The sequence below is a fragment of the Streptomyces sp. NPDC028419 genome (assembly GCF_055565515.1).
Genome location: NZ_JBVHUE010000019.1, coordinates 140219 through 163767, shown reverse-complemented (window position 1 = coordinate 163767; position 23549 = coordinate 140219). Strand labels below are relative to the sequence as shown.

At 73.5% G+C, this 23549-nt stretch carries 18 protein-coding genes and 1 riboswitch; of the genes, 5 read left to right on the top strand and 13 right to left on the bottom strand.

Annotation, left to right across the window (positions count from 1 at the left end):
* Positions 1-6: 6 nt before the first annotated feature.
* Entirely contained in the window at positions 7-954 is a 948-nt protein-coding gene (locus ACZ4UB_RS22800) for a hypothetical protein (protein WP_468072628.1), read from the bottom strand.
* A gap of 528 nt (positions 955-1482) precedes the next feature.
* On the opposite strand from ACZ4UB_RS22800, the gene sepH reads away from it, so the two are divergent.
* Positions 1483-2520, top strand: coding sequence for a septation protein SepH (gene sepH, locus ACZ4UB_RS22795; protein ID WP_354381436.1), 1038 nt, complete (start codon positions 1483-1485; stop codon positions 2518-2520).
* Positions 2521-3191: 671 nt separating this feature from the next.
* On the opposite strand, the gene ACZ4UB_RS22790 is transcribed toward sepH, so the two are convergent.
* Entirely contained in the window at positions 3192-4058 is an 867-nt protein-coding gene (locus tag ACZ4UB_RS22790) for a sulfurtransferase (RefSeq protein ID WP_468072626.1), read from the bottom strand.
* 183 nt (positions 4059-4241) lie between these two features.
* Between ACZ4UB_RS22790 and ACZ4UB_RS22785 the strand changes: the two genes are divergently transcribed.
* Positions 4242-5030: a VOC family protein gene (locus ACZ4UB_RS22785; protein ID WP_468072624.1), complete on the top strand. Its 789-nt coding sequence runs from the start codon at positions 4242-4244 to the stop codon at positions 5028-5030.
* Here ACZ4UB_RS22785 and ACZ4UB_RS22780 read toward each other — a convergent pair.
* From ACZ4UB_RS22780 to ACZ4UB_RS22760, 5 genes are all read right to left on the bottom strand, one after another.
* Positions 4996-5757 (bottom strand): hypothetical protein, encoded by a 762-nt coding sequence (locus ACZ4UB_RS22780; protein WP_468072622.1) that lies wholly within the window; start codon positions 5755-5757, stop codon positions 4996-4998. The two genes, ACZ4UB_RS22785 and ACZ4UB_RS22780, sit on opposite strands and share 35 nt — an antisense overlap.
* 176 nt (positions 5758-5933) lie before the next feature.
* Entirely contained in the window at positions 5934-6584 is a 651-nt protein-coding gene (locus ACZ4UB_RS22775; RefSeq protein ID WP_354381430.1) for a thymidine kinase, read from the bottom strand.
* Between the two features lie 108 nt (positions 6585-6692).
* Positions 6693-7898, bottom strand: a complete 1206-nt coding sequence (locus ACZ4UB_RS22770) for an alkaline phosphatase family protein (RefSeq protein WP_468072620.1) — start codon at positions 7896-7898, stop codon at positions 6693-6695.
* Positions 7898-8506 carry a DUF5998 family protein gene (locus tag ACZ4UB_RS22765; RefSeq protein WP_354381428.1) on the bottom strand — a complete coding sequence of 203 codons (609 nt, stop codon included), beginning with the start codon at positions 8504-8506 and terminating at the stop codon, positions 7898-7900. The genes ACZ4UB_RS22770 and ACZ4UB_RS22765 overlap by 1 nt, the downstream gene beginning before the upstream one ends.
* A 59-nt stretch (positions 8507-8565) precedes the next feature.
* Entirely contained in the window at positions 8566-11715 is a 3150-nt protein-coding gene (locus ACZ4UB_RS22760) for a bifunctional acetate--CoA ligase family protein/GNAT family N-acetyltransferase (protein WP_468072618.1), read from the bottom strand.
* Between the two features lie 207 nt (positions 11716-11922).
* Between ACZ4UB_RS22760 and ACZ4UB_RS22755 the strand changes: the two genes are divergently transcribed.
* Positions 11923-12204, top strand: coding sequence for an HPr family phosphocarrier protein (locus ACZ4UB_RS22755; RefSeq protein WP_351049747.1), 282 nt, complete (start codon positions 11923-11925; stop codon positions 12202-12204).
* Positions 12205-12371: 167 nt separating this feature from the next.
* Here the strand turns inward: ACZ4UB_RS22755 and ACZ4UB_RS22750 are convergent, their stop codons facing one another.
* From ACZ4UB_RS22750 to ACZ4UB_RS22735, 4 genes are all read right to left on the bottom strand, one after another.
* Complete coding sequence (locus ACZ4UB_RS22750) at positions 12372-13037, bottom strand: GntR family transcriptional regulator (RefSeq protein WP_354381426.1); 666 nt, start codon at positions 13035-13037, stop codon at positions 12372-12374.
* A 188-nt stretch (positions 13038-13225) separates the two neighbouring features.
* Positions 13226-14029, bottom strand: coding sequence for a M23 family metallopeptidase (locus ACZ4UB_RS22745; protein WP_468072616.1), 804 nt, complete (start codon positions 14027-14029; stop codon positions 13226-13228).
* A gap of 12 nt (positions 14030-14041) precedes the next feature.
* Positions 14042-14198: riboswitch (cyclic di-AMP (ydaO/yuaA leader) on the bottom strand.
* Between the two features lie 260 nt (positions 14199-14458).
* Complete coding sequence (locus tag ACZ4UB_RS22740; RefSeq protein ID WP_468072664.1) at positions 14459-15826, bottom strand: M16 family metallopeptidase; 1368 nt, start codon at positions 15824-15826, stop codon at positions 14459-14461.
* Between the two features lie 20 nt (positions 15827-15846).
* Positions 15847-17199: a M16 family metallopeptidase gene (locus ACZ4UB_RS22735; RefSeq protein ID WP_354381424.1), complete on the bottom strand. Its 1353-nt coding sequence runs from the start codon at positions 17197-17199 to the stop codon at positions 15847-15849.
* A gap of 187 nt (positions 17200-17386) precedes the next feature.
* Between ACZ4UB_RS22735 and ACZ4UB_RS22730 the strand changes: the two genes are divergently transcribed.
* Complete coding sequence (locus ACZ4UB_RS22730; RefSeq protein WP_468072614.1) at positions 17387-19846, top strand: DNA gyrase/topoisomerase IV subunit A; 2460 nt, start codon at positions 17387-17389, stop codon at positions 19844-19846.
* 43 nt (positions 19847-19889) lie between these two features.
* Here ACZ4UB_RS22730 and ACZ4UB_RS22725 read toward each other — a convergent pair whose 3' ends face one another.
* Both ACZ4UB_RS22725 and ACZ4UB_RS22720 read right to left on the bottom strand, forming a co-directional pair.
* Entirely contained in the window at positions 19890-20993 is a 1104-nt protein-coding gene (locus ACZ4UB_RS22725; RefSeq protein ID WP_468072612.1) for a CobW family GTP-binding protein, read from the bottom strand.
* A gap of 24 nt (positions 20994-21017) precedes the next feature.
* The gene (locus ACZ4UB_RS22720; protein ID WP_468072610.1) at positions 21018-22211 is read right to left on the bottom strand and encodes a citrate synthase/methylcitrate synthase; all 1194 of its coding nucleotides are present in this window, start codon (positions 22209-22211) and stop codon (positions 21018-21020) included.
* A 70-nt stretch (positions 22212-22281) separates the two neighbouring features.
* Between ACZ4UB_RS22720 and ACZ4UB_RS22715 the strand changes: the two genes are divergently transcribed.
* Positions 22282-23544 carry a citrate synthase gene (locus ACZ4UB_RS22715; RefSeq protein ID WP_468072608.1) on the top strand — a complete coding sequence of 421 codons (1263 nt, stop codon included), beginning with the start codon at positions 22282-22284 and terminating at the stop codon, positions 23542-23544.
* Positions 23545-23549 lie beyond the last annotated feature (5 nt).

The window sequence follows — 23549 nt, the reverse complement described above, 5'->3', positions numbered from 1 at the left end:
CCGGGGTCAGGAGGGGGTCGCCCCGCCCCCGCCGCCCCGCGGCGTGGACTTCTCCGGGCTCGGCGTGGACTTGGAGGGCGTCGGCGTGGGCGTCGGGTCCTTGGACCGCGAGGGGTCGGGGCTCGGCGACGGGCCGCCGGAGTGCGAGGGGCTCGGGTCGGGGCCGGGGTCCTGGCCCCCGTGGGACCGGGACGGGCTCGGCGAACTCCCGGCCCCGGGGCCCTCGTCGTGCCGGCGCTCCCCGCCGCCCGGGCCGCGCTGCCCGTCGGGGGTCGCGGGCGGGTCCTGCTTCTTCTCGCCGCTCCCGGAGCCGCTGGTCACCGCGGTGTACAGGGGCCGGTCCGCGACCGAATCGCCGGAGAGCGCCTCGTACGCCGCGATGCCGCCCAGCGAGATGGCGAAGGCGGTGCCCGCGGCGACCGCCGTGCGCTTCCAGCCGCGGACCCGGGTGCCGTGGACGGTCCCCCGGGTGAACTCCTCGTCCGGCGGGGCCCCCGGCCCGACGGCGGGCATGACGGTCGTGGGCACCCCGCCGGGTCCGACGGCGGGGATGACGGTCGTGGCCACCCCGCCGGGTCCGGCCGCGGGCATGACGGTGGTGGGCGCCCCGTCGGCTCCGGGACCGCGACCGTCGCCCGCCCCGCCGTACGCGTCCCCGTCCAGGACGGGCACCTGCCGCGCCCGGGGCCGGGCGGTCTCGCGCAACTGGTCGCCGGTGCGCCGGAAGAGATGGCCGATCACCGGACCGCCCGCGGTGGCGACGACGCTGACCACGCCCGCGCCCAGGATCGTCCCGTACACGCCGAGCTTCGACGCGAGGAGCGCGGCCGCGACGGTGGCCAGGGAGGAACCCGCCACCTGAGCCGCACTCAGATCCAGCTTCTTCTTCTCCGGCGCCTCCACACCCCCGATCGACTCCAGCGTCTCCATGCCCCGCGTCGTCTTGTGACCCATCCCCATCCTCTGCGTGCCCGGATCCCGTCCGTTTCAGTGCTTCCAGCAGTTACTGACACCCGAGCGAAACAGATAGTTCCATTTCTGGTGATTCTGTGAAGCAAGACACCTGAAAACGGAAGGAGGTCCAGGCGCGTACGGAAGTACGGCTTTTCAACTCCCCCCGCCCTGGACAAGTTCGGCGGCGCGGCGGTCCACCCGCATGGCCCGAATGGAGTACTGTGGCGAGCCCTGGGGCCGTCCTTCCTTTCGGATGTCCGGACTCGGGAGAGGGGGCCGGCTGGTGCAGAATCGGCGCTCGAAACCGGCAATGCCACGGAATCTCACGGATTCCTGATGCGCAGAGTGACTGACTGGTCACTGTGTGTGGCCAACAGGTAACCGTGCCATAACGGCGATCAAGGGCGCATGCCCGACACGCCGGATGAACTCGGCAAGGTTGTGGCAGGCTGCACCCGGGCAGGCCACACTCGACTAGCGGAAGCAGCGACGCACGTGACGTCGGCAGGCACCACCCGGGAGGTCCCCATGCCCGAACTGCGTGTCGTGGCCGTCTCCAATGACGGCACACGACTGGTGCTCAAAGCTGCGGACAGCACGGAGTACACCCTTCCGATCGATGAGCGGCTGCGGGCAGCCGTGCGCAACGACCGCGCGCGCCTGAACCAGATCGAGATCGAGGTGGAGAGCCACCTCCGCCCCCGCGACATCCAGGCCCGGATACGAGCCGGTGCCTCCGCGGAGGAGGTCGCTCAACTCGCGGGCATCCCCGTCGACCGGGTACGCCGCTTCGAGGGCCCCGTGCTCGCGGAGCGCGCGTTCATGGCCGAGCGGGCCCGGAAGACCTCCGTGCGACGTCCCGGCGAGAACACCAACACCGGACCCCAGCTCGGCGAGGCCGTGCAGGAGCGGCTGACGCTGCGCGGGGCCGACAAGGACTCCGTCCAGTGGGACTCCTGGCGCCGCGACGACGGCACCTGGGAGGTCCTGCTGGTCTACCGGGTCGCGGCCGAACCGCACTCCGCGAGCTGGAGCTACGATCCCCCGCGCCGCCTGGTCGTGGCCGTGGACGACGAGGCCCGCTCCCTGATCGGCGAGTCGGACGACCTGCCGGCGACGCCGGAGCCGAGCTTCCCCTTCGTGCCGAGGATCGCGCGGCTGCCGCGGGACCGGCCGCTGGACCGCGCCCTGGACCGGCAGATGGAGCGGCCCGCGCCGCCGCCCCCGCCGGAGCCGGAGGAGGAGCGGGATTCGCTCACCAGCCTGCTGGAGGCGGTGCCGAGCTTCCGGGGCGACCTGGTCGTCCCGGAGCGTCCGTCCGCCGTCGAGCCGCCGGAGCCGGACGAGCCGGTGGCGGAGCAACCGCCCGCCGCCTCGGCGAGCACGGGTGCGGGGGCCGCGTACGCGGACGTCCTGATGCCGCGGACCGTGGCGGGGCACCGGGACCGGCTGACGGGCACGACGGACCGCCAGGCGGAGGCCGACGGCGTCCGCCCCGGCCGCCGCGCCGCCGTCCCGAGCTGGGACGAAATCGTCTTCGGCACCCGCCGCAAGAAACAGGAGTAACCCCGGCGGCGAGGCTCGATGGACCCCGACCCATCGTCCAGGCCCTCGGCCCATCCCGCCTCCGGCGGCGCCTCAAACGCCGGCGAGGCTCGATGGGCCGACCCCGTCCACGCCAGAACCGAGCCGCCCCCACCCCCGCCGGAGCCAGAACGGCGCACAACCCGGGCGCGCCCACCCCAGCCCCGCCGGAGGCCGGACGGCGCACAACCCGGGCGCGCCCAATCAAGCCCCGCCGGCGTTTGAGGCGCCGCCGGAGGCACCCCAGCGCACACGCGCCCACCCCTGCCCCACCGGAGGCAGGACGGCACGCAACCCGGGCGCGCCCAATCAAGCCCCGCCGGCGTTTGAGGCGCCGCCGGAGGCCGGTCGGCGCACAGCCCGGACGCACCCACCCCAGCCCCGCCGGGGCAGGTCGGCGCGCAAGCCGGGCGCACCCACCCCAGCCTCGCCGGCGATTGAGGCGCCGCCGGAGGCACCCCGGGGCGCAACCCGGACGCACCCACCCCAGCCCCGCCGGCGATTGAGGCGCCGCCGGAGGCATCGCGGCGCGCAGCCCGGACGCACCCGGTCAAGCCCCGCCGGGGCAGGTCGGGGCACGGCCCGGGCGCGCCCACCCCGGCCCCGCCGGAGGTTGAGGCGGGGCCGGGGAGCGCGGCCGAGGGCCGCTGGGGCTACTGCGGGGTCGGGCCCGTGGCCACCGGCCGGGCGGGGTCGGCGGACCACTGCGACCAGCTGCCGGCGTACAGCGCGGCCCCGATCCCCGCCACCTCGAGCGCCAGCACCTCGTGCGCCCCGGACACCCCCGACCCGCAGTACACGCCGACCGCCACCCCCTCCTCACCCGCACCGAGGCCCGCGAACCGCGCCCGCAACACGTCCGGCGCCAGGAACAGCCCGTCCGCCCCCACGTTCTCCGAGGTCGGCGCCGACAGCGCCCCCGGAATGTGCCCCCCGACCCGGTCGATCGGCTCGACGTCCCCCCGGTACCGCTCCCCCGCCCGCGCGTCCAGCAGCACTCCGGCCCTGGCCAACGCCGCCGCCCCGTCGGCGTCCAGCAGCCCCACCCCACCCTCCGCACCCGGGTTTGGCTTGAAATCACCCTCCACCGGGACCACGACCTCGGCCGTCACCGCACCCCCGGCCGCCGTCCACGCGTCCAGTCCCCCGTCCAGGACCCGGACGTCCCCGTGCCCCGTCCAGCGCAACAGCCACCACGCCCGGGCCGCGGCCCAGCCCTGACCCCCGTCGTACACGACCACCGGCGTCCCGGCCGAGACCCCGGCCCGCCGCATCACCGCCCCGAAGGCCTCCGGATCCGGGAGCGGGTGCCGACCGCCCGACCCCGCGGGACCTGCGAGTTCTTGATCGAGATCGACGTACACCGCACCGGGCAGGTGCCCGGCGGCGTAGGCGTCGCGCAGCCGGGGCCCACCGAGCTGCCACCGCACGTCGAGGAGGACCGGCGGCCGACCCCCCGCCAGTTCGGCCATCAAGGCGGACGCGGAGAGGATCGCGGAGTTCACGGGCTTCACAGTCATGCGGGACATCCTCCTCCCCACCCGGTCGGCCCACGTAACAAGCCGGACATCGACGGGCCGTGGTGTTTCGGTCATCTCTGTCGCAGCACCCGGAAAAGCGGCCCGGTCGGGGCGCGCGAGCGTGCCGCGGATGGAAACATCAGCCCCGACACGGGGCGCGGTACGACGGAGGAGAAACCTGACATGACCGAGGCAGCGGGAGCGACGCGGCGCACTCCCGGCACACCGTGCTGGGTGAGCCTGATGGTGCACAGCCTCGGAACCACCGAGGATTTCTACGCCGATCTGTTCGGCTGGGAGTACGCCCCGGGTCCGGCGCAGCTCGGACCGTACGTCCGGGCGCTGCTGGACGGCCACGAGGTGGCGGGCATGGGCGAGATGCCGTCGGACCGTCAGCTCCCGGTGGCCTGGACGACGTACCTCGCCACGGACGACGCCGACGCGACGGCGGAGGCCATCCGCGCCTGCGGCGGCACCGTCGCGGTCGGGCCGCTCGACGCGGGCGCCGCCGGCCGGGTCGCGATCTGCTCGGACCCGGCGGGCGCGATCTTCGGCATCTGGCAGGCCGAGGGCCACATGGGCGCCGGGACGGCCGGCGGCCCCGGCACGCCGATGTGGAACGAGCTGATCACGCAGGAGACGCTGACCGTCGGCAAGTTCTACGAGACGGTCTTCGGTCACGACGGCGAGGCCGCGGACGAACCCGACCTCGACCGCCTGACCCTGCACCTGCACGGACGGCCGGTCGCCTCGGTGCACGGCGTCGGCCGCGCGCTGCCCCACGAGCGCGGCGCGCACTGGATGACCTTCTTCGAGGTCGCCGACCCCGACGCGGCCGCGGCGCGGGTCGTGGAGCTGGGCGGCCGGGTGCTCGACGCCCCGTACGACGCCCCGCTCGGCCGGCTCGCGCTGGTCGCCGACCCGGAGGGCGCGGTCTTCAGCCTCGTCCGGCCGGGCGCGTCCGCGGGCTGACCCCGGGCGCGGTCCGCCCCAGGGCCGCGCGCAGGGTGATCCCGTACCGCACCCGCAAGCGGCGCAGCTCCCAGCCGGACAGGGCGGTCACCGACAGCGGCGGCCCGAGCAGGAAGAGGATCCGGACGGGGAGCGGGGCGTCGACGGGCCCGTCGTCGAAGACCTGTACGACGGCCAGCCCCCACACCAGGACGGGTGAGATCAGCGGCGGCAGCACCTCGTGGACGTCGGCCGTGCGGAAGGCGTGGTGCACGGCGAGCGCGGCCGACGCGAGCGTGAAGGGGAAGGAGAAGAGCGCGACGAACCCGAGGATCGGGGCCAGCAGCATGCCGAGCGCGCCGGCCCCGAACATCGTGGTCGTCAGCCCCTGTTGGAGCACTCCCGCCCAGAACACCAGGGCGCTGGCGAGGAGCACGCCCAACGAGATCAGCGGCCCTCGCAGCCTGCGCCGGTAGAAGGCCGGACCGGGCGGCCGCGCACAACACACGAACGCACCGATCACGAGCGGGGCGAGCACCAACAACAGGCCGGCGCTGATGATCAGTTCGACCAGCCGCTCCTCCAGCAGGCCCTTGGCCGAATCCTTGACGGGGTAGGAGTAGAGCAGCCAGAAAGTGGCGAACAGCCCGATGAGCGAACGGGCGATCTGGGCCCGTTCGATGGCCGGGTCCACGAGCCGGTCGGGCCGGGTGGGCCGGTGAACCCGCCCCGCGAGGTGGAACGGCAACAGCAGAAAGCCGACACACCCCCGCCGCCGCCCGTCGCCCCCGGCTCTGCCACCGCTACCGTTCCCACCCGTGTACGCGCTCACGCGCCGCCCCCCATGCCGTGATGATCACCGCATGATAGGTCGGCCGCGACGCCCTCCACGGCCCGGGTCGCGGGGGAAGCAGCGGTGACGGGTCAGGCGGGGTGGACCGGGAGGACGTCCGGGGAGAGGGCGCCGGCGTGGGCCGCGGAGCTCGTCATGCGGCGTCGGTGGTGGCGACGGCAGAGGACTTCGTAACCGACCACCTCCGGGGAGCGGTTGACGTCGCCGACGACCACCTGCTCGCCCTCCACCACCATCTCCCCCGCCACCGTGCGGGCATTGTGCGTGGCGCGGGCGCCGCACCAGCACAGGGCCTCGACCTGGAGCTGCTCGACGCGGTCCGCCAGCTCGATCAGGCGCTGCGAGCCGGGGAACAGCTTGGTCCGGAAGTCCGTGGTGATGCCGAAGGCGAAGACGTCCATGTCGAGGTCGTCGACGATGCGGGCCAGCTGGTCGATCTGCTCCGGCGCCAGGAACTGGGCCTCGTCCACGATCACGTAGTCCGCCTTGCCGCCCTTGGAGAGCTGGGCGACCACGTAGGCGTACAGGTCCATGCCCTCGGAGGCCTCGACCGCTTCCGTCACCAGCCCGAGGCGGGAGGAGAGCTTGCCCTCGCCCGCGCGGTCGTCGCGCGTGAAGATCACGCCCTGGAGCCCCCGGGCCGAACGGTTGTGCCCGATCTGGAGCGCCAGCGTGCTCTTCCCGCAGTCCATGGTTCCGGAGAAAAAAGCCAGCTCGGGCATGCGAAGTACGGGACCTTTCGAGATCGGGAGGGCGGGAGGCGGAACGCGGGACAGGCCGGAGGCGGGAAGCGGGAGGCGCAGTAGGACGGCCGGGGGTGGCCGGGACCGCTAGGGCGTGCGCACTTCGAGCAGCGGGACGAGCTGCTCGGCCGCGGTCATCGAACCGTGCATGCCCGCGAGCGCGGACTCGTTCGGCTCGGTCCGGGACGCGGTGATGGCGACCTGCGCGTGGGCCGCGGCGACGACGTCCCCGATCCGCCCGAGCACCCGCTCGTCGCAGGCTCCGGGAGGGCCGAACCAGCCCAGTTCCAGCGCCTCCTCACGGCTCGCGATCCAGAACCGGTCGCCGAGCACCTCGCGCCACACGGTCAGTACGTCGGCCTGCGCGCCCGGAACGGCGTACACGTGCCGGGCCCGGCCCTCGCCGCCGAGCAGGGCCACGCCCGCGCCCAGCTCCCAGTCCTCGTCGTAGTCGATGCGCGCGTCCTCGTCGAAGGGGATGTCGACCATCCCGTGGTCGGCGGTGACGTAGAGCGCGGAGCGCGGCGGGAGCTGCTCGGCCAGGCGCTGGACGAGCCGGTCCACGTACATCAGCTGGCCGCGCCAGGCGTCGGAGTCGACCCCGAAGCGGTGCCCGGCGCCGTCCAGTTCGCTGTAGTACGTGTAGACGAGCGAGCGATCGCCGGCGGCCAGGCGCAGGGCCGCGAGGTCCATCCGGTCCTCGCCGGTGATCCGGCCGTGGAAGCTGCCGCCGCTCAGCGCGATCTTGGTGAGCGGGGTGTGCTGGAAGTCCGGGGAGGACACCTGCGAGGTGGCGACCCCGGCGGCGTCGGCCAGCTGGAAGACGGTCGGGTACGGCTGCCAGGTCTTCGGCTGGGTCCAGGGCTTCCAGCGCAGCTGGTTCATCAGCTCGCCGGTCGCCGGGTTGCGCACGGCGTAGCCCGGCAGGCCGTGCACGGCGGGCGGCAGCCCGGTGCCGACGGAGGCCAGCGAGGTCGCGGTGGTCGCCGGGAAGCCCGCGGTGATCGGGCGGCCGGTGCCACCGCGCGAGCTGCCGAGGAGCGAGGTCAGGAAGGGGGCCTCGGCGGGGTGGGCCTTGATCTGCTCCCAGCCGAGCCCGTCGATCAGGAACACGCAGTTGCGGTCGGCCGGGGTCAGCTCGGCGATCCCCGCGGTGAGCCCGGGAACGCCCTGGCCGGCCGCCAGGGTCGGCAGCAGATCGGCGAGCGAGCCGCTGCCGTACTGCGGAACGGGCGCGCCGGAGAGGTCCAGCAGCTCCGGCTCCTGCCAGTTCTGCTGCGCGGAGTACGTCATCAGCGGGCGGCCTGGGTGGTCGTGGCCGCCGTGGCTTCGCTGAGCGCCTGCGCGAAGGCGAGGGTCTGACGGACGGCCTCGGGGCCGTCACCCGCCTCGCTGACCCGCAGGCTGAGGTCGTCGGCGGTGGAGTTGCCGGTGTAGCCGTGGTCGGAGTCGCAGTTCGGGTCGCCGCAGGCGGCGGGCTCCAGGTCGATCCGGGAGACCGCGCCCCACCCGATGGTCAGGACGACCTCGCGGGGCAGCGTGCCCGGGGTGTAGGACTCCGGGTTGGCGACGACGCGGCTGAGCACCACGGAGGAGATCCCGGCGACCTTGACCGACTCGGTCGAGGTGGTCGCGTACGGGGACGGGGACCCGGCGTCGGCGGCCTGCTCGTCGGTGTGGCTCACGATGAACCGGTTGCCGGTCAGGACGAGGACGGTGACGTGCCGACGGACCTCGTTGGAGTCGAAGGTGGTCTCCTGGTGGACCAGGTACGACGAGATCGGCTCGCCGCCCACGGCGGCCTCCACCGCCTCGGCCACGAGGGCCGGGTAGTAGCCGCTGCGCTCGATCGCCGCGCGCAGCCCCTGGGTCGTCGTACCGGATTTCGCCATGAGGTCCATCCTAAGGCCCGTACGGGGCACCTCGGCCTGCCCGGGCGGGTCCGCTGGCCGACCGGGGCCTAGTAACTGGGAAGGGTGCGCGGCCCGAGGTCCGTGCGGGCGGGGGGACGGGCGATGCGGAGGGTGGCGCTGAGGACGGAGAGGCCCTCGGTGGCGACCACGACCGGTTCCAGGGAGACGCCGACCACCTCGGGGTGGTCGTCGACCAGCCGGGACAGCCTCAGCAGCAGTTCTTCGAGCGCCGCGGTGTCCACGGGGTCGCTGCCGCGCCAGCCGAAGAGGAGCGGGGCGGTCCGGATCGACCGGATCAGCTCGGCGGCGTCCCGATCGGTCGCGGGGACCAGGCGGTGGGCGGTGTCGCCGAGCAGTTCGGAGGCGACCCCGGCCAGCCCGAAGGAGAGGACGGCGCCCGCGCCGGGGTCGACGACGGCCCGGACGACCGTGTCCACCCCGCGCGGCGCCATGGCCTGGACGACCGGCAGCAGCTCGGCGGGGCTGCCGAGGGCCTCGGTCAGCTCGTCGTAGGACCGGCGCAGCTCGGCCTCGGTGGTCAGGTCCAGCCGTACGCCGCCCAGGTCGGCGCGGTGGCGCAGGTGCGGGGCGGTGGTCTTGAGCACGACGGGGTAGCCGAGCGCGCGGGCGGCGGCCGCGGCCGCGTCGGGGGTGGGGGCGGGGAGGGTGGGCCGTACGCGGATCCCGTAGCGGGCGAGCAGCTCCCGGGCCGCGTCGTCGGGGACGGTCAGCGCGGCGTCGCCCGTGGTCTTGGCGAGGAGGTCGGCCAGCTGGTCGGCCGCGCCGGTCTCGTCGATGTCGTCGAACTCGGGCACGCGGCCGGGGGTGGCGGTGTCCTGGCGCCAGTGCGCGTAGCGGACGGCCTCGGCGAGTGCGCGCACCGCGCGCTCGGCCGCCGGGTACGCGGGCACCCGCCCCCGCTCAGGCGCCGCGGCCGCCGCCCCCGACTCAGGCGCCGCGGGCTCCCTCCCCCGCTCAGATGCCGCGGGCTCCCTCCTCCGCTCAAGCGCCGCGGGGGCTGAGGTCTTCGCCTCAAACGCCGGCGAGGCTTGATATCCCCCCTGCCCGGCGCCAAACCCCGCCCCCGCAGCGCCAAACCCAGCCCCGCCGGCGCTTGAGGCGGACACCCCAGCCCCGCCGGCGCTTGAGGCGGACACCCCAGCCCCGCCGGCGCTTGAGGCGGACACCCCAGCCCCGCCGGCGTTTGAGGCGGACGCCCCAGCCCCGCCGGCGTTTGAGGCGGACGCCCCAGCCCCGCCGGCGTTTGAGGCGGACGCCCCAGCCCCGCCGGCGTTTGAGGCGGACGCTCCAGCCCCCGCGGCGTTTGAGCGGGGTGTGGACGGGGGCGCCGGCCGCAGGCTCGTGGCTGCGGACAGGGCCTCGGCCAACGCCCCCAGCTCCACGTGCACCACCGCCACCGGCTTGCCCGGAACCTCCCGCACCGCCTCCCGGATCGCCACCGCGAGCCCGTCCGTCAGGTCCTGGCGCCCGACGGCCGGGATCGCGGTGACGATCACCGCGTCGTTCGCGTCGGCGGCCAGCGCCGTCACCAGCGCCGCCCGGAAGTCCTCCGGGGTCGCCTCCGTCGTGAGGTCCAGCTGGGGCCACGGACGCAGCCCCTCGGTCAGGCAGGCGTCGTAGGTCAGGACGCCCAACGATTCGGAGTTCCCGAGGATCGCCACCCGCGGCCCGCCAGGCAGCGGCTGCGACCCGAGCAGCAGGCCCACGTCCACCAGCTCGGTCACCGTGTCCACCCGGATCACCCCGGCCTGCCGCAGCAGCGCCGAGACGGTGGCGTCGGGCAGCCGGGTGCCGGGGACCGCGTGGCCCGCCGGGGTGACCCCGCTGTGGCGACCGCCCCTGGCCACGACCACCGGCTTCACGGCCGCCGTGCGCCGGGCGATGCGGGTGAACTTGCGCGGGTTGCCGAGGGTTTCGAGGTACATCAGGGCGACGTCGGTGGCCGGGTCGTCGTACCAGTACTGGAGGATGTCGTTGCCCGAGACGTCCGCCCGGTTGCCCGCCGAGACGAAGGAGGACAGGCTCTCGCCGCGCCGCAGCAGCCCGGCGAGGAGCGCGATGCCGATGGCTCCGGACTGGGTGAACAGGCCGATCCGGCCCACCTCGGGGGTCGGCGCGGGGGCCAGCGAGGCGTTGAGCCGGACGTCCGGTGCGGTGTTGATCACGCCGAAGGCGTTGGGGCCGACGATCCGCATGCCGTAGGTGCGCGCTTGGCGCACCAGTTCGCGCTGGCGCTCCAGCCCCACGGGCCCGCTCTCGCCGTAGCCCGCGGAGAGCACCACCAGTCCCTGCACCCCGTGCTCGCCGCAGTCCGCGACCGCTGCGGGGACCTGTTCGGCGGGGACCGCCAGCACCGCGAGGTCGACGGGCTCGCCGATGGAGCCGAGGGTGCGGTACGCCCGTACGCCGAGCAGGGTGTCGGAGGTCACGGCCCGGTTGATCGCGTAGAGCGGTCCGTCGAAGCCGCTGTCGCGGAGGTTGCGCAGGGCGGCGGCGCCCACGCCGGTACCGGTGCGGCTGGCGCCGACGACGGCGACGGAGCGGGGGGCGAGCAGCCGCTGGACGGAGCGGGCCTCGGCGCGCTGCTCGCGGGCGCGCTGGACCGCGAGCGACTCCGCGGTCGGTTCGAGGTCGAGGGTGAGGTGGACCGAGCCGTCCTCGAAGGAACGCTTCTGCTCGTAGCCGACCTCTTTGAAGACCTTGATCATCTTGACGTTGGCGGGCAACACCTCGGCGACGAAGCGGCGGATCCCCCGCTCGCGCGCGACCGCCCCGATGTGTTCGAGGAGGGCCGAGGCGACGCCGCGGCCCTGGTGGGCGTCCTGGACGAGGAAGGCGACCTCGGCCTCGTCGGCGGGCCCGGAGGCGGGGCGGCCGTCGGAGCCGATCCGGTCGAAGCGGACGGTCGCGATGAACTCGCCGCCGATCGTGGCCGCGAGGCCGACCCGGTCCACGTAGTCGTGGTGGGTGAAGCGGTGCACGTCCTTGGCGGACAGGCGGGGGTAGGGGGCGAAGAACCGGTAGTACTTCGACTCGTCCGAGACCTGCTCGTAGAAGCTGACCAGGCGGTCCGCGTCCTCGGTGGTGATGGGCCGGATCCGGGCGGTGCCGCCGTCGCGCAGCACGACGTCCGCTTCCCAGTGGGCCGGGTACGAGGGGTCCGACGCGGTGGTCATGGGGCCACCCTAGGCCCTGTCCCGGACGGAGGGCGGGCGGGGGACGGGCGGGCCGCGTGCGCGCGGCGCATTAGGCGGGCCGGGGCACATCGGTGCAAGCTGGGGAGGGTCCAACGGCAGGCCGAATGGGGTCGAACGTCGGCCCGAGCATTCTGAGTGCCGTGAGAGACTGGTCTAGACAACCGTAAGAACCTGAAGGGCATCACCATGGCAGAGCGCCGCGTCAACGTCGGCTGGGCCGAGGGCCTGCACGCTCGTCCCGCCTCGATCTTCGTCCGGGCGACGACCGCTTCCGGCGTCCCGGTGACGATCTCCAAGGCCGACGGCAACCCGGTCAACGCCGCGTCCATGCTCGCGGTCCTGGGCCTGGGCGCCCAGGGCGGCGAGGAGATCATCCTCGCGTCCGACGCCGAGGGTGCGGACGCCGCGCTCGACCGCCTGGCGAAGCTGGTCGCCGAGGGTCTCGAGGAGCTCCCCGAGACCGTCTGACCCCCGGGTCCGACCCCACGCACCACACACGGCGGAGCCGTGGCCCCCGCATTCCGGGAGCCACGGCTCCGCTGCTTTTTCGCAGGGTGCGGAATTCTCCGTACCGGAAATAGCGGGCCGTACTCGACCGCAGGAATATCCTCCCCATCCTTCCTATCCGGGAATTGTTAAAGTCGGCCGCTCGCCGTGTTTACGGCAGGTTGCGAAGTCCTCACGCGCAGCCGGTGCGCCCCCGCCGCCCGACCGGCGTGCGCCGCGGTGAGCGCGCGCGCCCGCTCCGCGTCGCCGCGCGCCACCGCGTCCACGATCGCGCCGTGCTCCGCCCAGGAGTCCACGGGCCGCGCCGGGGCGTCCACGGCGTACATCCAGGTGATCTTGTGCCGCATCTGCGTCAGCAGTGCGATCAGCCCGGGACTGTCGGAGGCCTGGGTGAGCGTCTCGTGGAACCACCCCCCGAGCGCCCGTAGATCCTCCCCCTGGCCCCTCCTGGCCCGTTCCTGGCCCAACCTGACCAGCCCGCGCAGCACCTTGAGGTGCGCCTCGCTGCGCCGCCGGGCGGCCCGGGCCGCCGCGAGGGGCTCCAGCAGCGTCCGGACCTCCAGGAGGTCGGCCGCCTCCTGCGCGGTCGGCTCGGCGACGCAGGCGCCCGCGTGCCGGCGCGTGGTGACGAAGCCCTCGGACTCCAGGGTGCGCAGGGCCTCGCGGACGGGGACGCGGGAGACTCCGTAGCGGCGGGCGAGCAGCTCCTCGGTGAGCCGTGCGCCCGGGCCGAAGACCCCGGAGACGATGTCGTCGCGGATCGCCGTACATACCGCGTGCGCGGGAATTCGCAAGACCGGACCTCCACCGAATACCGTTTCCGCAGATTCCATTTCGCGACTCTATTGCAACACGCGATATTTTCCGAGGACGGGCGGAAATGAGCGGCCGGTGGACGCTCCCCGTCGCGCCCGCCGCCGCACAGCACGAAGGCCCCGGCTCGGGGAGCCGGGGCCTTCGGGAAGCTGCTGTGCGGGCGGGGTCAGATCGCGACGCCGCGGGCCCGCAGGTAGGTCAGCGGGTTGATGTCCGAGCCGTAGGACGGGCCGGTGCGGGCCTCGAAGTGCAGGTGCGCGCCGCTGACGTTGCCGGTGTCGCCCGACAGGCCGATCTGCTGCCCGGCGGTGACCTGCTCGCCGGCCGAGACGCTGAGGCTGGAGAGGTGCGCGTACTGGGTGTACGTACCGTCGTTGTGCTTGATGACGATGTTGTTGCCGTACGCGCCGCCGTTGCCGGCCTCGACGATGACGCCCGCACCCACGGCGCGGACGACGTTGCCCACGCCCGCGTGGAAGTCGATGCCGGTGTGGCTGCCGGAGGACCACATGCTGCCGCCCGCACCGTACTGGGTGCTGACGTACGAGCCCTCGAGCGGCAGGACGAAGGTGTTGAGGCGCTTGCGCTCCTCTTCACGGTCCGCGCGCTCCTTGGCCTCGCGCTCGGCCTTGGCCTTCGCCTCGGCCATCCGCCGGGCCTCGGCGGCCTTCGTCTTGGCCTCGGCCTCGGCCTGCGCCTTGAGGGCGGCCGTGTCGGCGGCGTTGCGCTGGGCGTCGGCCTGCGCCTCGATGTCGCCGGCGAGGTCGTCGGCGACGACGACGGCCTTCATGCCGGAGTCCTGGGGAGTGCTGCTGCTGTGGTTGTCCGCGGCGAAGGCCGGGGCAGCGAGGGAGGCCGCGACGCCGGTGGCGGCGAGGGCGGCTATACCGGCGACGCCTGCGGTCTTCCGGCTCAGACGGCTGGAACCACGGTGCTTGCCGGAAGAGGCACGACTGCTGCCGAACGCCATGAAGGGGTTGATCCTTTCCTTCCCTCTCGCCTACCGGGTTAGCTGACGGGTTCGGAGCAGGAAGGTCTCCTACGGGCCCCCTCTTGCGAGGTGGTCCGATTCACCCCAGGGACTGTGGGTCCCCGGCTCCCCAGGCTCGCGCCTGACGGGGACTCGGCGATCGCTGTCCGGTGCCGCGAGTGCGGCTGTGACAACTGACGGACAGCACGGCCGACGCTAGGCGGATCATCAGGCAATCACCAAACACACGAGCCCCATTGTTACCTACGTCACGCGACATAGAAGCAACCTCTCCACCAAACGGACAAAAGGGGTTCCGGTGGACGAGCCACCGAAACCCCTTGCGGGACGCCGTCAGTTCACGTCCCGTTCGTCCTGTACGGCCCGTTCGGTCCGCCCAGTCGCTCGGTCCGCCCGGTCCGTTCGACCTCAGTTGGCGACGACGCTCACGTCGCCGATGCCGAGCGCGCGCACCGGCGCCTCGATCTGGGCGGCGTCACCGACCAGCACCGTGACGAGCCGGTCCACCGGGAAGGCGTTGACGACGGCCGAGGTGGCCTCCACCGTGCCCGTCTCGGCCAGCCGCGCGTACAACTGCGCCTGGTAGTCGTCCGGCAGCTCCTGCTCGACCTGGTCGGCCAGGGTGCCGGCGACGGACGCGGCCGTCTCGAACTTGAGCGGCGCCACGCCCACCAGGTTCTGCACCGCCACGTCGCGCTCGGCGTCGGTCAGTCCGCCCTCGGCGAGGGTGCGCAGCACCTTCCAGAGGTCGTCCAGCGCCGGACCCGTGTTCGGGGTGTCCACCGAACCGCTGATGGCGAGCATCGACGCGCCGGTGCCGTCCGCGGTGGACCGCAGCACCTGCCCGAAGGCGCGCACGCCGTAGGTGTAGCCCTTCTCCTCGCGCAGGACCTTGTCCAGACGGGAGGTCAGGGTGCCGCCCAGGCAGTACGTGCCGAGCACCTGGGCCGCCCAGACCCGGTCGTGCCGGTCCCCGCCGATCCGCCCGATCAGCAACTGCGTCTGGACCGCGCCCGGCCGGTCCACGATGACCACGCGGCCCGTGTCGTCCGCGGTGACCGCCGGCACCGGGAGCGGCGCGGCGGTGCCGCCCGTCCAGGTGCCCAGGGTGTCCGCCAGGACGGCGTCCAGGTCGATGCCGGTCAGGTCGCCGACCACCACCGCGGTGGCCGTCGCCGGGCGCACGTGGGCCTCGTAGAAGGCGCGCACGGCCGCCGAGTCGATCCGGGCCACCGTCTCCTCGGTGCCCTGGCGCGGGCGGGACATCCGCAGCGTGGCCGGGAACAGCTCCTGGGAGAGCTGCTTGGCGGCCCGGCGCTGCGGGTTGGCCAGCTCGTGCGGGATCTCGTCGAGCCGGTTGCGCACCAGGCGGTCGACCTCGGAGTCGGCGAAGGCGGGGGCGCGCAGCGCCTCGGCGAGCAGCCCCAGGGCCTTGGCCAGGCGGGAGGCCGGGACCTCCAGGGAGACCCGGATGCCGGGGTGGTCGGCGTGCGCGTCGAGGGTGGCGCCGCAGCGCTCCAGCTCGGCCGCGAACTCCTCGGCGGAGTGCTTGTCGGTGCCCTCGGAGAGCGCGCGGGCCATGATCGTGGCCACGCCGTCCAGGCCGGCCGGTTCGGCGTCCAGCGGGGCCGCGAGGTTGATCTCGACGGCCACCACCTGCTGGCCGGGCCGGTGGCACCGCAGCACGGTCAGGCCGGTGGCCAGCGCGCCGCGCTCGGGGGCCGGGAAGGCCCACGGCTTGGCCTCGCCGGGCTGCGGCTGGGGGTGGAAGGTCATCGTGACGGCTGCGGTGTCGCTCACTGCTCCGCCCCTTCGGTCTCGTCGTTCTCGGCGGCTTCCTCGGCGTCCTCGGCCGCGAGCGGCTCGTAGACGAGCACCGCGCGGTTGTCCGGGCGCAGTCGGGCCGCGGCCACGGCCTGCACCTCCTCGGCGGTGATGTCGAGGACGCGGCCGACGGCGGTGAGCGCCAGCTGCGGGTCGCCGAAGAGCACCGCGAAGCGGCACAGTTCGTCGGCGCGGCCGGCCACCGTGCTCAGCCGGTCCAGCCATTCGCGCTCCAGCTGGGCCTGCGCGCGCTCCATCTCCTCGGCCGTCGGGCCCTCGGCGGCGAACCGCGCGAGCTCCTCGTCGACGGCGGCCTCGATGTCGGGCACCTCGACCCCGCCGGAGGTCTTCACGTCCAGCCAGCCGAGCGAGGGGGCGCCGGCCAGGCGCAGCATGCCGAATCCGGCCGCCACGGCGCTCTGGTCACGGCGGACCAGGCGGTTGTGCAGCCGGGAGGACTCGCCGCCGCCCAGGATGGTCAGGGCCACGTCCGCCGCGTCGCAGTCGCGGGTGCCGTCGTGCGGGAGGCGGTAGGCGGCCATCAGCGCGCGGGCCGGGACCTGCTCGACGATCTCCTCGCGCAGCTGGCCGCCCATGGTGTCGGGCAGCGAGCCGTCGCGCGGCGGCTGCTTGCCGTCGTGGGCGGGGATGGTGCCGAAGTACTTCTCCACCCAGGCCAGCGTCTGCTCGGGGTCGATGTCCCCGACGACCGACAGCACCGCGTTGTTGGGCGCGTAGTAGGTGCGGAAGAAGGTCCGCGCGTCCTCCAGGGAGGCCGCGTCCAGGTCGGCCATCGAGCCGATCGGGGTGTGGTGGTACGGGTGGCCCTCGGGGTAGGCGAGCGCGGTCAGCCGCTCGAACGCCGTGCCGTAGGGGACGTTGTCGTAGCGCTGGCGGCGCTCGTTCTTGACGACGTCGCGCTGGTTCTCCATGGACTCGTCGTCCAGGGCGGCCAGCAGCGAGCCCATCCGGTCCGCCTCCAGCCACAGCGCGAGTTCCAGCTGGTGGGTCGGCATCGTCTCGAAATAGTTGGTGCGCTCGAAGCTGGTGGTGCCGTTGAGCGAACCGCCCGCGCCCTGCACCAGCTCGAAGTGGCCGTTCCCGGACACGCTCTTCGAACCCTGGAACATCAGGTGCTCGAAGAGGTGAGCCAGCCCGGTGCGGCCCTTGACTTCATGGCGCGAACCGACGTCGTACCAGAGGCAGACCGCGGCGACCGGGGTCAGGTGGTCCTCGGAGAGCACCACGCGCAGGCCGTTGGCCAGGCGGTGCTCGGTCGCTGTCAGGCCGCCGGAGCCGGCCTGAGCTGTGGCCGTGTGACCCATGGGCATGTGGTCCCTTCGATCGCGATGTAGAGAATTCCGTCAGACCTGTCACTGTATGCAAGCGCGTCGGCCCCTGGAGAAGTTCCCGGGTCACTCCTGGGTCGGAGTCGGCGTTGTCGGAGCCTCGGGCCACAATGGTCCGCGTCAGACCCAGCCCCCATCACCATGGTTAAGGAGCCGCGCAGCGATGGCCCGCCGCAGCACGAAGACCCCGCCGCCGGAGGATTTCGAGGAGAAGATCCTCGACATCGACGTCGTCGACGAAATGCAGGGCTCCTTCCTCGAGTACGCGTACTCGGTGATCTACTCCCGCGCCCTGCCCGACGCCCGGGACGGCATGAAGCCGGTGCACCGCCGCATCGTCTACCAGATGAACGAGATGGGGCTGCGCCCCGATCGCGGGTACGTGAAGTGCGCCCGCGTCGTCGGCGAAGTCATGGGCAAGCTCCACCCGCACGGTGACGCGTCGATCTACGACGCCCTCGTGCGCATGGCCCAGCCCTTCTCGATGCGCCTGCCGCTGGTCGACGGCCACGGCAACTTCGGTTCCCTCGGCAACGACGACCCGCCCGCCGCCATGCGGTACACCGAGTCCAAGATGGCCGACGCCGCCTCACTCATGACGGAGTCGATCGACGAGGACACCGTCGACTTCACCCCGAACTACGACGGCCAGGAGCTCGAACCGGCGGTACTGCCGGCCGCGTACCCGAACCTGCTGGTCAACGGCGCGTCCGGGATCGCGGTCGGCATGGCCACCAACATGCCCCCGCACAACGTGGGCGAGGTCATCGCCGCGGCCCGGCACCTGATCCGCTACCCGGAGGCGGACCTGGAGGCGCTGATGCGCTTCATCCCGGGTCCGGACCTGCCGACCGGCGGCCGGATCGTGGGCCTGTCCGGCATCAAGGACGCCTACGAGAACGGGCGCGGCACCTTCCGGATCCGCGCGACGGTCTCCGTGGACAACGTGACGGCCCGCCGCAAGGGCCTGGTCGTCACCGAACTGCCCTTCTCGGTCGGCCCCGAGAAGGTCATCGCGAAGATCAAGGACCTGGTCGGTTCGAAGAAGCTCCAGGGCATCGCCGATGTGAAGGACCTCACGGACCGCTCGCACGGCCTGCGCCTGGTCATCGAGATCAAGAACGGCTTCCACCCGGAGGCCGTGCTGGAGCAGCTGTACAAGCTGACGCCGATGGAGGAGTCCTTCGGCATCAACAACGTCGCGCTGGTGGACGGTCAGCCGCTCACCCTCGGCCTCAAGGAGCTGCTGGAGGTCTACCTCGACCACCGCTTCGAGGTCGTGCGCCGGCGCAGCGAGTTCCGCCGCACCAAGCGGCGCGACCGGCTGCACCTCGTCGAGGGCCTGTTGGTGGCCCTCGTCGACATCGACGAGGTCATCCGGCTCATCCGCGACAGCGAGAACTCGGCGCAGGCCAAGGCCCGGCTGATCGAGCGGTTCTCGCTGAGCGAGATCCAGACGCAGTACATCCTGGACACCCCGCTGCGCCGGCTCACCAAGTTCGACCGGCTGGAGCTGGAGACCGAGCAGGACCGCCTCAACGGCGAGATCGACGAGCTGACCGGGATCCTGGAGTCGGACAGCGAGCTGCGCAAGCTCGTCTCCAACGAACTGGCCGCGGTCGCGAAGAAGTTCGGCACCGAGCGGCGCACGGTGCTGCTGGAGTCGGCGGGCTCGGCGGTCACGGCGGTTCCGCTGGAGGTCGCGGACGACCCGTGCCGGGTGCTGCTGTCCTCGACGGGGCTGCTGGCCCGTACGGTCACCGGCGAGCCGCTCGCGGTCGCCGAGGAGGGCGCGGCCCGTTCCAAGCACGACCTGATCGTCTCGCAGGTCGCGGCCACCGCACGGGCCGACGTGGGCGTGGTCACCTCGTCCGGGCGGCTGCTGCGGCTCTCGGTGATCGACCTGCCGCAGCTGCCGGACACGCACGCGGCGCCGAACCTGGCGGGCGGTGCCCCGGTCGCGGAGTTCCTCTCCGGGCTGGAGGCCGACGAGAGCGTGGTCTGCCTGACCTCGCTGGACGAGTCCTCGCAGGGCCTGGCCCTGGGCACCGAACAGGGCGTGGTCAAGCGGGTCGTGCCGGACTACCCGGCCAACAAGGACGAGCTGGAGGTCATCACCCTCAAGGAGGGTGACCGGATCGTCGGCGCGGTCGAGCTGCGCACGGGCGAGGAGGACCTGGTCTTCATCACCGACGACGCCCAGCTGCTGCGGTACCCGGCGGGGCAGGTCCGTCCGCAGGGTCGCCCGGCGGGCGGCATGGCGGGCATCAAGCTCTCCGACAACGCCAAGGTGATCCACTTCTCGGCGGTGGACCCCGCCGCCGAGGGCGTGGTGTTCACGGTGGCCGGTTCGCACGGCACCCTGGACGATTCGGTCCAGTCGGGCAAGCTCACCCCCTTCGACCAGTACCCGCGCAAGGGCCGCGCCACCGGTGGTGTGCGCTGCCAGCGCTTCCTCAAGGGCGAGGACGTGCTGGTGCTGGCCTGGGCGGGCGGCAGCCCGGCCCGGGCGGCGGGGGCCAACGGCGCTCCGGCCGCGCTGCCGGAGCCGGACCCGCGCCGCGACGGTTCGGGCACCACGCTGCCGGCGTCGGTGAGCGCGCTGGCCGGAGCGGTGCTGTAGCGGCGCAGGTGGCCGCGCCGGGGCGGCGGTCCGCCCGATCGGCTCAGCCGGTCGGGTCGGCCGCGTCCTGGCGGACGTAGCGCAGGACGCCCCACATGCTCCTCGCGGGGGCGTCCTGCGGGGCGCTCTCGCGGCAGGCCTCCAGGCCGTTGAGCAGGGCGGGGCCGTCGGTGCCGGAACCGATGAGGACGAGCTGGGTGCGCCGGGGTTCGGCGCGGGCCCAGGGCAGCGGGGCGAAGCGCAGGAACCGGCCGACGGCGTGGACCTCGTACTTCTCCTCGTGGCCCGGTACGCCGAAGTAGACGAAGCCCTTGATCCGGTAGAGCCCGGCGGGGCGGGTGTCGAGGAAGTCGATGAACCGGCGGGGCGAGAGCGCGTCGTCGGTGACGAACTCGGTCGTCTCGTAGTGGGTGTGGGCGTGCCCGGCGTGGTCACCGTGGTCGCCGTCCTCCTCCGCGGCCCCGCCCAGCAGGTCCTCGAAGGAGAGCTGGCCGCGCGTCTCGGTCCAGGGGCGGCGGTCGAAGAGCAGCTCGGGGTCGATCCGGCCGTGGTCGGCCGCGACCAGCGGGATCCCCGGGCAGAGCCCGCCGATCACGGACTCGATCCGGGCGCGCTCGGCGGCGTCGACCCGGTCGGTCTTGTTGAGCACCACGAGGTCGGCGACGGCGAGGTGCCGGTCGGTCTCCGGGTGACGCAGGCGGGTCGCGTCGAACTCCGCGGCGTCCACGACCTCGACCATCCCGCCGTAGCGGACGTCCGGGTTCTCCCCGGCCACCAGCATCCGGATCATCTCCTGCGGCTCGGCCAGGCCGCTCGCCTCGATGACGATCACGTCGATCCGGTGGGCGGGATCGGCGAGCTTGGCGAGGTAGGCGTCCAGCTCGCTGCCGTCCACCGCGCAGCACAGGCAGCCCCCGCCGAGGGAGACCATCGAGTCGCCGACCTGCCCGGCGACCGACATCGCGTCGATCTCGATGGAGCCGAAGTCGTTGACGACCACCCCGATCCGGGTCCCCCCGCGGTGCGCGAGGAGGTGGTTGAGCAGGGTGGTCTTGCCGGATCCGAGGAATCCGGCGAGGACGACGACGGGGATGGGCTGCCCGGTCCGCCGGGGCCGGCGGCTGTGCTGGGTCTCGCTGGTGCTCATCCGGTCGATGGTAGGGCGTGCGCGTCAGTCGAGCGGGGGCACCGGCTGGGGCGGGGTCGGTCCGACGTAACGGGCGGCGGGCCGGATGATCTTCGAGTCGGCCGCCTGTTCCAGCACGTTCGCGCTCCAGCCGACCACGCGCGCGGCGCAGAAGGTGGGGGTGAACATCTCGCGCGGCAGCCCGCACAGTTCCATGACCACGCCGGCGTAGAACTCGACGTTGGTGTGGAGTTCGCGGCCGGGCTTCAGCTCCGCGAGGATCTCCTCGACGCGGCGCTCGACCTCGACGGCGAAGTCGACGAGCGGGCCGCCGAACCGTTGGGCGATCTCGCGCAGCATCCGCGAACGCGGGTCCTCCGTGCGGTAGACGGGGTGGCCGAAGCCCATGATCCGCTCCCCCGCCAGGACCCGCTCGCGGATCCACGGGTCGATCCGGTCGGCCGTGCCGATCGCGTCGAGCGTGTCGAGGGCGCGGCTGGGGGCGCCCCCGTGCAGCGGGCCGGAGAGGGCGCCGATCGCACCCGTCAGACAGGCCACGACGTCGGCGCCGGTGGAGGCGATGACGCGGGCGGTGAAGGTCGAGGCGTTGAAGCCGTGGTCGACCGTGGAGATCAGGTACCGCTCGACCGCCCGGGCCCGGACCGGATCGGGCTCCTCTCCCGTCAGCATGTAGAGGTAGTTGGCGGCGTACGGGAGGTCGTCGCGCGGTTCCACCGGCTCCTGTCCCCGGCCGAGCCGGTGCAGCGCCGTGAGCAGGGTGGGTACGGCCGCGCAGGCGGCCAGCGCGTCGGCGGCCCGGCGCTCGGGGGTGAGGTCGTAGACCGGGCGCAGGCCCGCGGACGCGCCGAGCAGGGAGAGCGCGGTGCGCAGGCCCGCGAGGGGGCCGGAGAGCGCGGTGGCCCGGGCGAGGGCGGGCAGCGCGTCCCGGACGTCGGCGGGGAGGTGGCGCAGCGGGGCGAGTTCGGCGGTGAAGGCGGCGCGCCCGGCGGCGTCGGGCAGGGCGCCGCGGAACATCAGGTGCCAGACGTCCTCGAAGGTGCGGCTCGCGGCGAGGTCGACGGCCGAGTACTGGCGGTAGTGGTAGAAGCCCTCGCGCCCCCGGACGTCGCCGAGGGCGGTGTCCGTGACGACGACCCCGGCGAGTCCGCGGGGTACCTCGGCGAGAGTGGCCGCGGCCGCGGTGGCGGCCCCTGCGGCAGTGCTGACGTTGGTGTCCATGGATCGACCATCCATGATGGATCGAATCACTGTCAATATTGATCGGATCAATATATGTAGGCTGGGATCCATGGATCACGAAGCTTCCGACGCGCACCGGGGCGAAGAGCGACGGCTCACCACCCGGCAGGCCGCCGAGCTGCTAGGGGTGAAACCCGCGACGGTGTACGCGTACGTCAGCCGCGGCCAGCTCACCAGCCGCCGCGACCCCGTGGGCCGCGGCAGCAGCTTCGCCGCGCAGGAGGTCGAGGAGTTGGCGCGCCGCACCCGCCGCGAGGCGGCGCTCCCCCGGGCCGCCGCCGGCGGCGAACTCGCCGTCCGCACCGCCATCACCCTGATCGAGGACGACCACTACTGGTACCGCGGCGTCGACGCCACCGAGCTGGCCGCCCGGTACTCCTACGAGGAGGTCGCCGAGTGGCTCTGGACCGGCGTCCTGCGCCACGGGGTCCGGTTCGAGGCCCCGGCGCCGATGCTGGCCGCCGCGCGGCGGACGGTGGCGGCCCTGCCGGAGCACGGCGGTCCGCTGGACCGGCTGCGGGTGGCGGCGGCGGCCGCCGCCGTGGCGGACCCCCTGCGCTTCGACCTCTCCGAGGAGGCCGTGCTCGGCTCGGCCCGCTGCCTGATCCCGACGCTCGTCGGCGCCCTGCCGGTGGTCGGGCGGGCGCACCGCGGGACCGGCCCGCTCGCCTGGCAGCTGTGGAGCAGGCTGACCGCGCGGGAGGCCGATCCGGTGGCGCTGGACGTGCTCGATCTGGCGCTGGCCCTGCTCATCGACCACGACCTGGCCGCCTCGACCCTGGCGGTGCGGGTGGCCGCCTCGGCGCGGGCCCATCCGTACGCGGTGGTGTCGGCCGGGCTCGGGGCGCTCGAAGGCCCGCTGCACGGAGCGGCCGGACGGCTCGCGCACCGGATGCTGGTGGAGGTGGTCGAGCGGGGCGGGGCCGCGCCCGTCGTGGCCGACCACCTGCGGGCCGGCCGGCGGGTGCCGGGGCTCGGGCACCGGCTCTACCGGGGCGAGGACCCGCGGGCCACGGCGCTGTTCGCCCGGCTGGAGGCGTTGCCGCAGGCCGGGCCGGCGCTGGCGGCAGCCCGGGACGTGGTCGGCGCGGTGGCGGCCCGCCGCCCCGGCCTGCACGCGAACGTGGACCTGGCCCTGGCCGTCTTGACGGTGTCCTGCGGGATGCCGGCGGAGGCCGGGGAGAGCGTGTTCGCGGTGGCCCGCACGGCCGGCTGGATCGCGCACGCGCTGGAGGAGTACCAGGAGCGGCCGCTGCGGATGCGGCCGAGCGGGCTGTACCACGGGCCCCGCCCGCCACGGCCGACGCCGTGACGGGG